Raw genomic sequence first — 13,743 nt, forward strand, 5'->3', positions numbered from 1 at the left:
AGCAGCAAGATGTGTGCCAAAAAGAAAACTAAAGAGAAGGGAAGTTTCATTGTCAAGATTAAATTGGTTCTGTGGTCCTATGGTACTGTGGGAAAAAGGTGCAACACCACAGAACCATAGGACCACAGAACCGCCTTATTTAATCATCTCATCCACCTGCGCCTTCACCCTCAGTACCTTATCGGCGTACTGTGGATCCGTCGCGTAGCCGGCTTTGTGGATACCACGGATAAACTGCTCGGAGTTACCGCGGTTTGCCAGCGCCTGCTGGTAGCGTGGGTTGTCATTGAGGAAACGGACGTAATCTTCAAAGCTGTCCTGATAAGAAGAATATGAACGGAATGCCGCTTTCTCTTTTACCGGTACGCCATCGTAGACTTCCATCGTCTGGGTTGCCACGCTGTCACCCTGCCAGCGTCTGTCTGCCTTGATGTTGAACAGGTTATTACTGGTACTGGCTGAGTTCTTCACCACTTTCTGGCCCCAGCCGGTTTCCAGAGCGGCCTGAGCAAGCAGCACAGAAGCGTCAATACCCAGTGCACCTGCCGCTTTATCTGCATAAGGTTTGAGTGACTGAACGAACTGCTGCGGGCTCTCAAAATGGGTTGGCTCACTTCTCGCCACATCAGGTGATGCAGCCGTGGCAGACACTTCAGCACGCTTGTCTGCACGGTTAATACTGTCAAGCGCTGCCTGACGTACAGCCAGTTCAGACTGGTCTTCACCGGCACCGGCATTAAGCTGGGCCACAATCATATCAGCAAGGCCAAGGGAACCCGAACGGCTCAGCTCACTCGACATCTGCTCATCGAGCATCTGGCGATAAAACGACTGATTCTGACTGTTCATCAAATCGGACTCAAACGTCGAGTTGGCATCGCGCATCGACTTAAACAGCATGGAGGTAAAAATCGACTCAAACTGTTTGGCTGCCGCTGTTAGTGCCGCCTGCTTATCATCCTGATCACCACTCACCGCTTCCTGACGCAGTTTGTCGAGGCTACTGATATCGTGGATGAAACCTAAGTCACCGGGATTATTAACCATAATTCTGTCCTTAGATGATGATCAGCTGGCCTTCGATGGCGCCTGCCTGTTTGAGTGCCTGCAAAATTGCCATCAGATCCGAAGGCGCTGCACCAACTTCATTAACCGCACGAACCAGATCGTCCAGCGTCAGGCCAGGTTCAAACTTAAACATTTTGCCCGAAGCTTCTGAAACTTCGATATTTGAGTCCGGCACAACGGCCGTCTGTCCGCCGGCAAACGCATTTGGCTGGCTAACATTAAGATTTTCTTTGATGGCCACCGTCATACCACCATGGGTCACGGCGGCAGGTTTCAGCCGCACATGCTTGCCAACCACAATAGTACCGGTACGTGAGTTAACGATGATCTTGGCCGAGCCATCAGCCGGATTAAACTCGATGTTTTCTACCGCAGAAAGGAAGGCTACCCGCTGGCTCACATCACGCGGCGCGCGTACTTTAACTGAGGCCGCGTCCATTGCCTGAGCCATTTGAGGACCAAGGAAATTGTTGATCGCATCGGCCATACGCTGGGCAGTAGTAAAATCAGACTCAAGCAGGTTAAAAGTGATGTAGTCACCGCGGCTGAATGGGGTCGGGATCTCTTTCTCCACAGTAGCACCGCTGGAAATAAGGCCTACCGTCGGGTTGTTACCCACGATTTTTGAGCCATCGGCACCGGTTGCGCTGAAACCACTCACCACAAGGTTACCCTGGGCAACAGCGTAGACCTTGCCGTCAAGACCTTTCAGGAAAGTCTGCAACAGAGTACCACCGCGCAGGCTCTTGGCACTGCCGATAGAAGATACGGTTACATCCACCTGCTGACCCTGCTTGGAAAACGCAGGCATCTCTGCTGTCACAATTACCGCTGCCACGTTTTTCACTTTTGGCTTGGTGCCTGGCGGCAGCTGAATGCCGAAGTTCTGCAGCATGGCGTTAAAGCTCTGATCGGTAAACGGGGTACTCTCACCGGTGCCTGGCAGGCCAGTCACCAGACCATAACCCACCAGCTGGTTACTGCGAACACCGGCAACTTTTGCCACATCTTTAATTCGCGCGGCATGGGCTGTACTGACAGTAACCATCAGTGCGCCAATCAGTGCTATCAGCCATTTTTTCATTGTGTCAAAACTCCGACCCAAACTCTCAGTTACAGGGACACATTGAAGAATCGTGCCAGGAATCCTGGTTCCTGCATATCCTGCTGACTTCCGGTGCCGGAATACTGGATCCGGGCGTTGGAAATACGTGTAGAGGTGATGGTGTTATCAAACTTAATGTCGTCCGGACGAATCGTGCCGCTCAGGCGCATATATTCATCGCCGGTATTCAGTGTCAGCCATTTTTCACCGCGAATCACCAGATTGCCATTTGCCAGCACTTCCACCACTTCAACAGTGATCGAACCGGAAATACTGTTGCTCTGGTTAGCCGAAGCATCGCCTTTGAACTTGTTGTCGTTTTTCAGCTCGTAAGAGAAATCGTATTCGCCAATCTTCAGATCCTGACCGCCCACGGCAAGCGGGTCCATACTCGCATCATTAGACTTGTTCAGCGCTGCATCCGCACTCTTGGCTGCCTTGGTGCTTTCCTGCAGCAGCACGGTCACGATGTCACCCACGCCATGTGGCTTGCTGTCATCATAAAGGTTCTGTGCAAAGTCTGAGTTGAACAGAGAGCCGGTGGCCGCCGCATAATGCTCGGGCTTTTTCTTTGGGTGAATAGGTGACCAGGCCGGATCGCCGGAAACCGGATCGGTTCTGCCACGAAGAGAGTCCGTCAGGCCGCCTGAACTGTTGGATTTATCCCCTTCCACTGCATCGACAATGGTGGTCCCCTGCTCCGGATCCGTCAGCTCTGGTGGCGTGACACATCCAGCCAGCAACAAAACAAAAACCGCAAATATCGTCTTACGCATAGCTTTCACCCTGTTACAGCTGCTGGTTTACAAAGCTCATCATCTTATCGACGGATGAAATGACTTTGGAGTTCATCTCATACACACGCTGAGCTTCAATCATGTTTACCAGTTCCTCAGTGACGTTTACGTTTGAGGTTTCCAGCATGGACTGACGGATAGAACCCAGCCCCTCAATGCCTGGTGTACCTTCCTGCGGGTCACCGCTGGCACCGGTTGGCAGGTAAAGGTTCTGACCAATTGGCTCAAGACCACCCGGGTTAACAAAATCCACGGTGGTGATCTGCCCCACCACCTGGTTTTCACGCTGACCGCGCACCCGTACCGACACTTCACCGTCGGTACCCACGGTAATCGAGATCGCATCTTCCGGGATCACGATTTCAGGCTGCAGACGGTAACCGGAGCCGGAAGTCACCACAGCGCCTTCTGAGTCCAGGGTAAACTGACCGTTGCGGCTGTAACCAATGTTGCCATCCGGCAACAGGACCTGGAAGAAGCCATCACCTTCGATCATCATATCCAGGCTGTTACTGGTAGTCTGAGCATTACCATTGGTATGCACTTTCTGAGTCGCCACGACTTTCGAACCCGCACCCAGCATCAGGCCGGATGGCAGCTGAGTGTTCTGGGATGACTGGCCGCCAGGCTGGTTGATATTCTGATAGAACAGGTCTTCAAACACCGCACGGCTCTTCTTAAAGCCCACGGTGGAGGCGTTCGCCAGGTTGTTCGAGATGGTTGAGATGTTTGTTTGCTGCGCATCTAAACCAGTTTTACTTACCCATAATGCCGGATGCATAGTTTAGTCCTCACTTAATCTATCAGGAAGAACGCAGCAAAGAGTCGGACGCTTTGTCCATATCTTCTGCTGTACTCATCATTTTCACCTGCATCTCAAACTGACGTTGCAGGTCAATCATACTGGTCATTTCACCAACGGCATTAACGTTACTGCCTTCAATCGCGCCAGTCATGATTTTGACCGCCGCATCAGCCTCATATGCCTGATTTGGGTCTTTGGCACGAAACAGGCCATTGGTGTCTTTGTAAAGGGAGCGATTATCGGTGCTGGTCAGCTTAATACGGTCCACGATCTCCAGCGCTTCCGCAGGCGCACCCTGAGGGATCACTGAAATCGTACCATCGCGGCCCACTTCAATTTTGCTCAGCGGAATTGGCAGAGTTATCGGCGCGCCTGTTTCACCCAACACCAGGTGACCAGAGCTGTTAGTCAGCAGACCGGTCTGATCGATGTGCAGATTGCCGTTACGGGTCAGACCTTCTTTGCCGGTCTTATCCATGACAGCCAGCCAGCCCTGCCCTTCAATGGTTACGTCCAGGTCTCTGCCGGTGGTGATCACGCTGCCCTGGGCAAAACTTTGCCCCGGACGTTCCGTCATGCTGAACACACGGGTAGGCAAGCCTTCGCCATACGCCTGCATAGAACGCGCCTGTGCCAGATCCGCACGAAAACCAGTGGTACTGACGTTCGCAAGGTTATTGGCCCGCAATTGCATTGCCTGCATATTTTGTTTGGCGCCACTCATGGCAAGAAACAGTGAACGATCCATAATTTGCTCCCAAAATCGTATCTGAGAACAATAATGCAATCTGTGTGCCAGAATTTAAGAAAAGAGGTGCTAAGGGAGGGATAAAAGTGCATTGCCGCTCAATAAGCAAGCGGCAATGCCAGATGAAATGCAGATTAACGGATTTGAAGTATGTTCTGCTGCAGGCCGTTGTGTACTTCCAGTGAACGGGAGTTCGCCTGGAAATTACGCTGCGCGGAGATAAGGTCCACCAGCTCCTGAGTCATATCGATGTTCGACTGCTCGAGAGTACCGCTGGTTACCGAACCGAATGAACCTTTGTTCGACTCACCCCACATCTTCTCACCAGACAGTTGGGTAGCATCCCACTGGGTACCACCTTTCTTGTCCAGTCCCTGCTCATTAGCTACCCGTACCAGGGCTACCCGGCCAAGATTGACCGCTTCACCGTTGGAGTAAGTACCCAGTACTGTTCCGTACTCGTCAAAATCAACCTTGGTCAGGAAACCAGTGGTTGCACCATCTTCGCTGAAGCGCACCAGTTCAAAAGGAGCGGCGTACTGGCTGGCACCAAGCTGGTTGATGGCCATCACCTGATCAACATCCGCGCCGTTCAGGTTAACCGGAGTCGGGTTATCTGCACCAGACAGGCTGACCGTCACCACATCCTGACCATTGTTCACGCTGTTCAGGGTACCATCGTTATTAAAACGAATGGTGTGACCTACGTGACCGGTAGGTGAAGCGACATCACCACCCTGAATGTTCAGTGGTTTCTCACCGTCACTGTCAGTCATGGTGTAGTACGAATGCCAGGTGTTTGGCTGATTCTGATCTTTCAGGTAGTACGTTGTCATCTTGTACGACTGACCCAGAGAGTCATATACCGTTGATGACGTAGAGCGGTTATAGGTTGACGGGTCAGTCGTATCGAACAGCAGTGGATCTTTCAACTCACCATCTGCCGGTACATTCACTGACAGGTCGATATTTTCAGTCGGCTTAGGACGGCCATATTCTGCAGGCACGTTCAGTGGCTCAGCCTCATAAGAGGCAACATCACCAGTGTCCGGATCCACCCGATAACCCAGCAGGTATTCTTCATTAGAAGTCACCATGTAGTTATCTTTGTTCAGGTGGAACGCACCATTACGGGTCAGTTCGTTCTGCTGTGGCAACAGACGGTCTTTGGATACCGCAAAAAAACCGGTACCAGAGATACGCAAATCCATCGGGTTATTGGTATAAATACTGGAACCCTCATGGAACTGCTGCGCAACCTTACTGGCCTGAGCACCACCACCCGTTGCGGTTTTAGCGTTCGTGAACAGTGAGTTCGAATACACATCACCGAACTCTGCCCGTGACTCTTTAAAACCAAAAGTGTTGGCGTTCGCAATGTTGTTACTGGTCGTGTTTAAGTCCAGCTGCGCGGAAGCCAGTCCGCTTAATGCAATATATGACATCCCAAATTCTCCTATCTAGCCAGCGCAGTTACGCTTTTCCAACTTCGAGTACTTCCGCTAGTCGAACTGGCGTTTCAAAGCCAGCCAGATTGAGCAGTACATTTCCATCACCTTTACTTAAAAGCACGCTGTTGACGTTCGCATAAGTCGATACTTCAAACTCACGTGATTCTCCGTCCAGCAAACCACCCGCTTTCACTTTGTATTTGCCGCCCGGCAATGGATTACCGTTTTCATCTAATCCGTCCCATTCCACCTTAGTGTCACCGGCAGGTTTCGCCCCTACATCCAGGGTTCGAACCAGCTGACCATGGGCGTCCTCAACGCGGACAAACAAGTTGTCCAGTGCCTGAGGAACCTTAACCATAGCCGACATACCGGCACCGTCAGGTTTAATGCCTGCAGCACCAGGGACCAACACATCACGGCCTACCAGCGAAGACGCCTGCAGTGCCTGATTTGAGGTCATCGATGAGTTCAGACTTTCGAACTGAGTATTCATCTTCCCGATACCATCGACGGTTGCAAATGAAGCCATTTGCGCAATCATCTGGTCATTGCTGACCGGCTTAAAAGGATCCTGCTGAGAAAGCTGCTTGGTCAGCAGTGACAAAAAGTCCTCTTGTTTGAGGTCGTTCTGTCCTGTGGTCTGCTCAGGCTTATTCTTCTCTTGCAGGGCTTTCAGCTGATCAACATAGGACAAGCCGCTCTGACCAACATTGTCGATTCCGGCCATGAGTATTCCTCCTTATCCTTATTGACCCATCTGCAGCGTACGCAGCAGCATTTGTTTACTCGCGTCCGCCACCTGCACGTTAGTCTGGTACGAGCGGGAGGCAGAAATCATGTTTGCCATCTCTTCCATCACATTGACGTTTGACTTAAAGATATAACCCTGGTCATTCGCCATCGGATGCTCCGGGTTGTACTCGGCTTCAAGCGGTTTATCACTTTCAATTACACCCAGTACTTTCACCGGCACGTTGTGGTCGCGGTTGTATTTCGCTTTGCTGAGCTCCGCACCAAACACGGCATGACGGGCTTTATACGTCTCATCTGCCGAGCTTGCGATGCTGTTCGCGTTAGCCAGGTTACTGGAGGTGGTATTTAGACGTACAGATTCAGCGCTCATCGCAGAACCAGTCACGTTGAAAACGTTAAATAAGCTCATCTAAATTACTCCCCTTTAATAGCCTTGGTCATGTTCTTGAACTTGCTGCCCAGGAAATCCAGCGAAGCCTGATGACGAATCTGGTTTTGCATAAACAGGTTACGCTCCAAATCCACATCAACCGTGTTGCCGTCACCGGTATCCGGCTGAGTCGGAATCCGGTACAAAGTATCCCCGTTGATATTGGTGGAGGCACTGATATGCCGCCCATCGGTACGGCTAAGATCAAAACTTGCCCCCGATTTTGCCGCCTGCAGCGCCTTTTCAAAGTCCAGCCCCTTCGCTTTAAAGCCAGGAGTGTTGGCTTGCGCAATGTTGGTCGAAATGACCTCTGCATTGCGCTCACGCAGGCCCACCGTGTGCTGGTGAACCCCCAGAGCTTTATCAAACGAAATCGCCATACTTTGCCTCTACCAAAAGATCTGACTTACCTGAATATTTAAAAGCAATCTCTGTGCCAACTTCTTAGGGTCTTTACAGGCTGCTCTCTATACGCGCTGAAAATAAAGCAATTTTCACGCCAAAGTGTAACTTCAGCTTCAGGATGTCACTATTAGTGTAGCCTCTGTACTCCGGCAGACCGGTATCAATATAAAGAAAAGGCCGGCAATGATTGCCGGCCTTCAGAAAGAAAGGGTAACTTACTTGAGTTTATAGATGATGCCCGGGTTACAACGAACCATGTCAAAACGGTCAGTCAGTCCGGTCAGAGACTCTGAAGCCCCCAGCAGCAGGTAGCCACCCGGGTTAAGCGCATTAGCCATCTGGTTCAGCACCTTTGACTTCATCTCTGGTGCAAAGTAAATCAGTACGTTACGACAGAAAATGATATCGAACTTGCCCAACAGCGCGTAGCTGTCCATCAGGTTTTGCGGGCGGAAGTTCACCATCCGCTTCACATTGTCTTTTACTTTCATTTTGCCGTCTCCGGCATCCTCAAAGAAAATGCGGCGGCGATCGGGAGAAAGACCACGCCCCAGGGCCAGGTTGTCATACACACCGGCACGACACATATCCAGCATACTGGCAGAGATATCGGTTGCCGTGATAGATACATTCGGCAACATGCCCGGCTTGCGGCTCTGGGTTTCAAGGATAGTCATCGCGATTGAGTACGGCTCCTGACCAGACGAACTGGCTGCCGACCAAATCTTGATTGGGCGCTTGTTTGCCGCTACCTCCGGCAAGAGTTTGTCCGACAGAACCGAAAACGGATAGTTATCACGGAACCACAGGGTTTCATTGGTCGTCATCGCATCTACGGCGGCAACCCGTAACTCACGGTTTCTTCCGGTGACAACATCGCGCAACAGATCAGACAACGAGCCCAGCTTGAACTTGCTGACTAACGGGCTGAGTCGACTCCTGACCAGATACTGCTTACTGTCCCCAAGGACAATCCCACACTGGGACTCTAAAAATCGGCTGAAATCGCGATACTCTTGATCACTTATTGTTATGGCTGTCATTCAGATCTCTGATTATTTATTTACCGCGGCTTTTACTGCTGCGCCTAACTCATCCGGGTTAAACTTGGCAATAAATTCATTCGCCCCTACGCGTTCAACCATCGCCTGGTTGAAGACTCCACTCAGTGAAGTATGAAGTATAACATGCAAATCTTTCAAATCCGGATGACGACGAATTTCTGCGGTCAATGTATACCCGTCCATTTCCGGCATTTCAATATCAGAAATGACCAGTGAAAGCTGATCGTAAATTGAGCCTTCCTGAGCCATCTCCACCAGCTTGTCATAGGCTTCTTTACCATCTTTAACCAAAACAGCTTCAAAGCCAATATTTTCAACGGCTCGTTGGACCTGTTTACGTGCAACGGTTGAGTCATCCGCAATCAGAATTGGACGAATTACCTTCTCCTGCTGGATCTCGGCAATCTCTTCCTTAAGCTCTTCGCTCATGGTTTCATCAACCGGTGAAATCTCAGCAAGGATCTTTTCAACGTCCAGGATCTCAACCAGTTCGTTATCAATATTAGTGACAGCTGTCAGGTAGTTAGCTTTACCAGCCCCTTCCGGTGGCGGAAGAATAGACTCCCAGTGCATATTGATGATACGTTCTACAGACGTGACTAAGAAGCCCTGAATTGTGCGGTTGAATTCGGAGATGACGACAAAGCACTTTTCAATATCAGTGGTCGGACGGCCACCAACGGCTAGACTTAGATCAATAACAGAAACTGTTTGACCACGGATGTGTGCGACCCCTTTAACGAGCGGATTAAGATTGGGCATAGAGGTCAGCTTAGGGCACTGGAGTACTTCTTTCACTTTGAAGACGTTGATGCCGTAACGTTGCCGCCCCATCAGGCGAAACGTCAGTAACTCCAGCCGGTTTTGACCGACGAGTTGAGTACGTTGATTCACAGAATCAAGAATGCCCGTCATAAGCACATCTCCATTTCAAGCATTTTAATAAGGTGTTAAATCTGCACTGATTATATTCACTACCAATACAACATAGCGTATTTTAAGGCATTTATCAGTATGCAATCTATCTCTAAGTGTAGAGCTTTCTTTTGTAATTTTGGCAGAACTATCGGCTTTTGTTCACTTTTCTTTAGCCTTTTCTGCAGTGCTGCTACGGAATCACAAATCGAAGCGATCGTACAGGCAGCAGAAAGCCACGTTACCGATACCTATCCGGCCGGCCCAAACGACCAGCTCAGGGTAACTGCAGCAACCCCTGACAGCAGGATTAAAGCCACCGACTGTCCGGCACCTCTGGATACCTCGTCACCGTCTCACGGTACTTCATCATCCAACATCACCGTACTGGTCAGCTGTGAACCTGACAACTGGCGGGTATACGTGCCGGTCAGAATTTCTTTGCTGCGGCCACTGGTTACCGCATCCCGGCCTCTCGCACGGGGAAATATCATCAGTAACAGTGATATTAGCATATCTTTTGTTGAGCAACGCGCCTATCGACGGTTCGGATTTCAGCAACTTGAGCAGGTTTCCGGCGCCAAAGTCAAACGTAACATCCGCACTGGCGATGTAATAGAAGAAAACGACATTTGTGTGGTCTGCCGCAATGAACCGGTCGTGATCCGGGCTGTAAAAGGCGAACTATCCATCACAACCAAAGGCACAGCCTTGTCTGACGGGACACTTGGCGATCACGTAAAGGTGAAAAATACCAAATCAAATCGTATAATTGATGCTATAGTATCCGGAATGGCCGAGGTCACGGTGCAGTTTTAACCGGTAACTTCGTGGCAACAGCGAAAATTGTTTAAAAAAAGCATAAAGTTTTACGCGCTGGTGTCGATATCATTTGTACAGGTTCTCAATCTTTTGCGAATAAGGCTCTAAACTATGGCAGGCATTGATCAACTCAGGTCCGGGCAGACAGTGACAACAAGTCGCTCTCAGGCTCGCACAGAATCAAACGCGTCAGCGCGTTCTGACTCTGTCGCTGAACCGAAAGGCGGCAAAGACGCTGTATCGCTCAGCCAGGAAAGTAAAGCTATTGGTCAGCTTCATCAGACTATGGCAGCTGAGCCCAGCTTTGATTCGGCGAAAGTCGCGGCAATCAAAGAGGCAATTGCAAACGGGTCCTACACGGTAGACCCTGAGAAGCTGGCCGAAAGTATGATGAAACATGAAGATGACCTGGCCGGGCTGTAACTGATAGCAGTCCCGGCTATTTTCCTCTCTGACACTTATGGCAACCATTACCAGTCTGCTGGAATACCAAATCCAGAACGCCCAATCCCTTTCTGCTCTGCTTGAACAGGAAAAAGTCGCGATCGCCAAACGTGTAGCAAAAGATATTGAAACCCTCGCCAAGCAAAAGCTATCCCTGATCCAGCAGCTTCAGCAAACCGATGAACGTATTGCTGCGCACGATGATGTAGAGCAGCTAAAAACAGATCCTGATTTAAAAGAGAAAGTCGCACAGATCCAGTCTGTGGTTCACGACTGCCAGCAAATGAACGAACTCAACGGCGAAGCCCTCCAACGTGCGCACCTGAGCTTTAATAAACTGCATAACCTGATGCAACAAAGCCGTGGCAAGATTGGCATGACCTATACTGCCGAAGGGCAGACTCATACCATCCCGACTTTAGGCACCAACCTCAAAGCCTGATCGCCAAATCATAACAAACAAAAAAAGCGGCAATAATTGCCGCTTTTTTCTATCTGTATATCGGGTGTTATTTCATCAGAACAGGGTCGCCTGTTTCTTCTCAGGGATCCGCTGAACTTCACCATAGCTTCTCAGCTCGCTCATCTTCTCCATATCCAGTCGCAGTTCCGTTACATAGTTGTCACCCACCGCATAGGTTCTCACCACCTGAGCACCACGGATAACACCATCTACAGCACCGGAAGTCAGCTCTGTACCCAGGCGGGCATCTTCCAGATCTGAACGTGCACTGACACGCAGACCGTATACCTGCTCAGCCAGCTCACGATATGCGTCAATCTTGGATGCGCGCATGGCACGTACCTGCTTCTCCTGCTCACTGCGGCCTTTCTGCTCGCTGATGCTGGCATATCCTACTGCCGTCAGGAAGTTGTCGTCTTTGGACAATGGCTGACAACCCACCATCAGTACGGCCACCAGCAGTAATACAAACTTTTTCATCTCTCTCACCTGCTTCTCTCTGTTACGGGCGCAAAATAACCGAATTTGGATTGGTCATCGTTGGATCGGTACGAATCAGGACGCCATCTTCAGTTCTCACGCTGTTGAGGGTATCCAGATCCCGGCCAATCCTGTCTTCCGGCAGGAAGCCCTGAGCTGACGCCACCACGACCCGGCTCTTCATTCCCACCACGCGGGCATTAATCAATACGCCACCTTCCTGGCGAAGCATGGTACCGGTAAGCACGTATCTGACGTCCTGCTCTTTGGCCAGCTCTTTCCAGTCACGGCTGAAAGCGAAGTCACCCTGCTGGGTTACACGAATTGAGCCGGTGGTTTTAAAATCGACCACCTTGAAACCACGGCGCTGGAACTGATGAATAAACCCTTCAGAAACGGAGTTACCCAGCCAGTTGGTGGTATCCATATTCTGCAGATCCACAAACGAGGTCACTGCAATAGGGGTGCGTGCCGATACACTGGTGTTCGACATGATCAGCTCTTCCGTCAGGCTTTCTACAAAGAAGTCCATGGTATGTCGCGGAGTATCCATCAACATAAAGCGGCTTCCGGAGTAAGTATCCTTACCGTTGTAGATTGGCGAAAAAGCGCACGATGCCAGAAACATCGTCGACACTAATACGAGCCATTTTTTCATTCTCTTCATCTCCGATATACTGATACCACCCGGGCAATACTGGCCGGCCGGTATGCTGGTGTTTTCGTTCCAGCGCAGGGTTGGAACAATACTTGCTTTTCATCAATTGCATCTTGAGAAAAACAACACCAAAATCTGCTACCCAATAATTAAGCAAAAAACATACCCAACTGGAAAACTGAGATGAAAAAGTTTTGCTCTACTGTTGTCACCTTTGTTTTAACGGCCTTTTTCAGCCTCAATGCCCTTGCGGCATGGTATGAAGTGGAAGGGACGGCAACCATAGTCGCGTCAAAAGAAACGGCACGTATGAACGCACTGGAAGACGCCATCTACAAAGCTATGACGTTTACCGGCGCTGACATCGGTACCATAAGCTACCTGCAGCCCTTTATTGAGGAGGCAAGAGAGGAGTATCAGTTCACCAACCACGAAGTACGCTACGTCCACGTTACCAGTGAAGAGGTAAAAGGCGGAAAAATGCGCCTGAATGTCCGGCTGGACATCTACCCAACGGCAAAAGGTTGCCATACCGACCAGTATAAGAAGACCATGCTGATCGGGAAAATTGACATTGTCGATCCTCAGCAGGCCGTCATGGGCGCGATCTATAACCTCGGCGATGATCTTGGCCAGGTCCTCAACCGCCAGTTTACCCAGCAATCCCAAAGCTTTGTTTCTGTGGGCGTAACCCCTTACAGTCTGGACAAAAACCAGGCCGATGTAGTCAAAATGATCGCTCAGGATTACGGGGCTCAGTATCTTATCAGTGGCTATATCCATGACCTGACCGCCACGGTTGAGAGTCAGTTTCTTGGCGATGACAAAATTAACCGCCAGTTTGCCATGGAAGTGATGGTATTTGACGGCCAGACCGGCAACGAAGTGTTTACCAAGACCTACCGCGAAGTGGCGCTGTGGCCATTCCCGAAAACCAGTAAGATCGATACCAAAGGCGCCCGTTTCTGGTCGTCAACCTACGGCGAAATGATGCTGCGCGTCAGCCGCTATGTGATGATGGATATGGAAGCCGAACTGTCGTGTAAGATCACCGTACCGGCCGTTGTTGCGACACATAACAACACCATTACCATGGATCTTGGCCGCCGCCACGGAGTGAAGAAAGGCGACAAACTGCGCCTGTGGCACAACGGTTCCTTTATCGACCAGAACGGCATCGCCCGTAACCGGGTTTCACAAAGCGCGATCACCCTGACCGTTGACCGGGTATACGACCTGGAAGCCGACCTGATTGTAGACCAGCCAGAACTTGCCCCGAGCATTCAGATTGGCGATGTGATGCACAAGGAATTTGTTGAAGAAGAGTATTAA

Annotated in this window: 17 protein-coding genes; 4 read left to right on the forward strand and 13 right to left on the reverse strand. The window is 50.4% G+C overall.

Features of this window, described 5'->3' with window-relative positions; all coding sequences use genetic code 11:
• Positions 1 to 135: 135 nt before the first annotated feature.
• The 11 genes from flgJ to ACVB80_RS11255 all read right to left on the reverse strand — a co-directional run bounded on the left by flgJ (position 136) and on the right by ACVB80_RS11255 (position 9,544).
• Positions 136 to 1,047: a flagellar assembly peptidoglycan hydrolase FlgJ gene (gene flgJ / locus ACVB80_RS11205; protein WP_481081382.1), complete on the reverse strand. Its 912-nt coding sequence runs from the start codon at positions 1,045 to 1,047 to the stop codon at positions 136 to 138.
• A gap of 10 nt (positions 1,048 to 1,057) precedes the next feature.
• Positions 1,058 to 2,152, reverse strand: a complete 1,095-nt coding sequence (locus ACVB80_RS11210; protein ID WP_481081383.1) for a flagellar basal body P-ring protein FlgI — start codon at positions 2,150 to 2,152, stop codon at positions 1,058 to 1,060.
• Between the two features lie 29 nt (positions 2,153 to 2,181).
• On the reverse strand, positions 2,182 to 2,949 hold the full coding sequence (gene flgH, locus ACVB80_RS11215; protein ID WP_481081384.1) for a flagellar basal body L-ring protein FlgH: 768 nt from the start codon (positions 2,947 to 2,949) through the stop codon (positions 2,182 to 2,184).
• 13 nt (positions 2,950 to 2,962) lie between these two features.
• Positions 2,963 to 3,751: a flagellar basal-body rod protein FlgG gene (gene flgG, locus ACVB80_RS11220; RefSeq protein ID WP_481081385.1), complete on the reverse strand. Its 789-nt coding sequence runs from the start codon at positions 3,749 to 3,751 to the stop codon at positions 2,963 to 2,965.
• Between the two features lie 22 nt (positions 3,752 to 3,773).
• Positions 3,774 to 4,523: a flagellar basal-body rod protein FlgF gene (gene flgF, locus ACVB80_RS11225; protein ID WP_481081386.1), complete on the reverse strand. Its 750-nt coding sequence runs from the start codon at positions 4,521 to 4,523 to the stop codon at positions 3,774 to 3,776.
• Positions 4,524 to 4,657: 134 nt separating this feature from the next.
• Positions 4,658 to 5,968 (reverse strand): flagellar hook protein FlgE, encoded by a 1,311-nt coding sequence (flgE, locus tag ACVB80_RS11230; RefSeq protein WP_481081387.1) that lies wholly within the window; start codon positions 5,966 to 5,968, stop codon positions 4,658 to 4,660.
• A gap of 28 nt (positions 5,969 to 5,996) precedes the next feature.
• A complete protein-coding gene (locus ACVB80_RS11235; RefSeq protein WP_481081388.1) occupies positions 5,997 to 6,704 on the reverse strand; it encodes a flagellar hook assembly protein FlgD in 708 nt (235 codons plus the stop codon).
• 18 nt (positions 6,705 to 6,722) lie between these two features.
• Positions 6,723 to 7,139, reverse strand: coding sequence for a flagellar basal body rod protein FlgC (flgC, locus tag ACVB80_RS11240; protein WP_481081389.1), 417 nt, complete (start codon positions 7,137 to 7,139; stop codon positions 6,723 to 6,725).
• A gap of 5 nt (positions 7,140 to 7,144) precedes the next feature.
• Complete coding sequence (gene flgB / locus ACVB80_RS11245) at positions 7,145 to 7,540, reverse strand: flagellar basal body rod protein FlgB (RefSeq protein WP_481081390.1); 396 nt, start codon at positions 7,538 to 7,540, stop codon at positions 7,145 to 7,147.
• A 240-nt stretch (positions 7,541 to 7,780) separates the two neighbouring features.
• Complete coding sequence (locus ACVB80_RS11250) at positions 7,781 to 8,608, reverse strand: protein-glutamate O-methyltransferase (protein WP_481081391.1); 828 nt, start codon at positions 8,606 to 8,608, stop codon at positions 7,781 to 7,783.
• Positions 8,609 to 8,620: 12 nt separating this feature from the next.
• Complete coding sequence (locus tag ACVB80_RS11255; protein WP_481081392.1) at positions 8,621 to 9,544, reverse strand: chemotaxis protein CheV; 924 nt, start codon at positions 9,542 to 9,544, stop codon at positions 8,621 to 8,623.
• Between the two features lie 72 nt (positions 9,545 to 9,616).
• On the opposite strand from ACVB80_RS11255, the gene flgA reads away from it, so the two are divergent.
• From flgA to ACVB80_RS11270, 3 genes are all read left to right on the forward strand, one after another.
• Positions 9,617 to 10,363, forward strand: a complete 747-nt coding sequence (gene flgA / locus ACVB80_RS11260) for a flagellar basal body P-ring formation chaperone FlgA (RefSeq protein WP_481081620.1) — start codon at positions 9,617 to 9,619, stop codon at positions 10,361 to 10,363.
• A 114-nt stretch (positions 10,364 to 10,477) separates the two neighbouring features.
• Entirely contained in the window at positions 10,478 to 10,789 is a 312-nt protein-coding gene (flgM, locus tag ACVB80_RS11265) for a flagellar biosynthesis anti-sigma factor FlgM (protein ID WP_481081393.1), read from the forward strand.
• A 37-nt stretch (positions 10,790 to 10,826) separates the two neighbouring features.
• Positions 10,827 to 11,252, forward strand: coding sequence for a flagella synthesis protein FlgN (locus tag ACVB80_RS11270; protein ID WP_481081394.1), 426 nt, complete (start codon positions 10,827 to 10,829; stop codon positions 11,250 to 11,252).
• Positions 11,253 to 11,327: 75 nt separating this feature from the next.
• Here the strand turns inward: ACVB80_RS11270 and ACVB80_RS11275 are convergent, their stop codons facing one another.
• Together ACVB80_RS11275 and ACVB80_RS11280 are read right to left on the reverse strand one after the other, a co-directional pair.
• Entirely contained in the window at positions 11,328 to 11,753 is a 426-nt protein-coding gene (locus tag ACVB80_RS11275) for an LPP20 family lipoprotein (protein ID WP_481081395.1), read from the reverse strand.
• A 22-nt stretch (positions 11,754 to 11,775) separates the two neighbouring features.
• On the reverse strand, positions 11,776 to 12,411 hold the full coding sequence (locus tag ACVB80_RS11280) for a FlgO family outer membrane protein (protein ID WP_481081396.1): 636 nt from the start codon (positions 12,409 to 12,411) through the stop codon (positions 11,776 to 11,778).
• Between the two features lie 183 nt (positions 12,412 to 12,594).
• On the opposite strand from ACVB80_RS11280, the gene ACVB80_RS11285 reads away from it, so the two are divergent.
• Positions 12,595 to 13,743, forward strand: a complete 1,149-nt coding sequence (locus tag ACVB80_RS11285) for a flagellar assembly protein FlgT (protein WP_481081397.1) — start codon at positions 12,595 to 12,597, stop codon at positions 13,741 to 13,743.

Source organism: Vibrio sp. 9-16B-A1 (assembly GCF_056726165.1).

Bases quoted from the DNA above. Each gene is read 5' to 3' on its own strand.
- flgJ (WP_481081382.1), bottom strand. From the start codon at position 1,047: ATGGTTAATAATCCCGGTGACTTAGGTTTCATCCACGATATCAGTAGC.
- ACVB80_RS11210 (WP_481081383.1), bottom strand. From the start codon at position 2,152: ATGAAAAAATGGCTGATAGCACTGATTGGCGCACTGATGGTTACTGTC.
- flgH (WP_481081384.1), bottom strand. From the start codon at position 2,949: ATGCGTAAGACGATATTTGCGGTTTTTGTTTTGTTGCTGGCTGGATGT.
- flgG (WP_481081385.1), bottom strand. From the start codon at position 3,751: ATGCATCCGGCATTATGGGTAAGTAAAACTGGTTTAGATGCGCAGCAA.
- flgF (WP_481081386.1), bottom strand. From the start codon at position 4,523: ATGGATCGTTCACTGTTTCTTGCCATGAGTGGCGCCAAACAAAATATG.
- flgE (WP_481081387.1), bottom strand. From the start codon at position 5,968: ATGTCATATATTGCATTAAGCGGACTGGCTTCCGCGCAGCTGGACTTA.
- ACVB80_RS11235 (WP_481081388.1), bottom strand. From the start codon at position 6,704: ATGGCCGGAATCGACAATGTTGGTCAGAGCGGCTTGTCCTATGTTGAT.
- flgC (WP_481081389.1), bottom strand. From the start codon at position 7,139: ATGAGCTTATTTAACGTTTTCAACGTGACTGGTTCTGCGATGAGCGCT.
- flgB (WP_481081390.1), bottom strand. From the start codon at position 7,540: ATGGCGATTTCGTTTGATAAAGCTCTGGGGGTTCACCAGCACACGGTG.
- ACVB80_RS11250 (WP_481081391.1), bottom strand. From the start codon at position 8,608: ATGACAGCCATAACAATAAGTGATCAAGAGTATCGCGATTTCAGCCGA.
- ACVB80_RS11255 (WP_481081392.1), bottom strand. From the start codon at position 9,544: ATGACGGGCATTCTTGATTCTGTGAATCAACGTACTCAACTCGTCGGT.
- flgM (WP_481081393.1), top strand. From the start codon at position 10,478: ATGGCAGGCATTGATCAACTCAGGTCCGGGCAGACAGTGACAACAAGT.
- ACVB80_RS11270 (WP_481081394.1), top strand. From the start codon at position 10,827: ATGGCAACCATTACCAGTCTGCTGGAATACCAAATCCAGAACGCCCAA.
- ACVB80_RS11275 (WP_481081395.1), bottom strand. From the start codon at position 11,753: ATGAAAAAGTTTGTATTACTGCTGGTGGCCGTACTGATGGTGGGTTGT.
- ACVB80_RS11280 (WP_481081396.1), bottom strand. From the start codon at position 12,411: ATGAAAAAATGGCTCGTATTAGTGTCGACGATGTTTCTGGCATCGTGC.
- ACVB80_RS11285 (WP_481081397.1), top strand. From the start codon at position 12,595: ATGAAAAAGTTTTGCTCTACTGTTGTCACCTTTGTTTTAACGGCCTTT.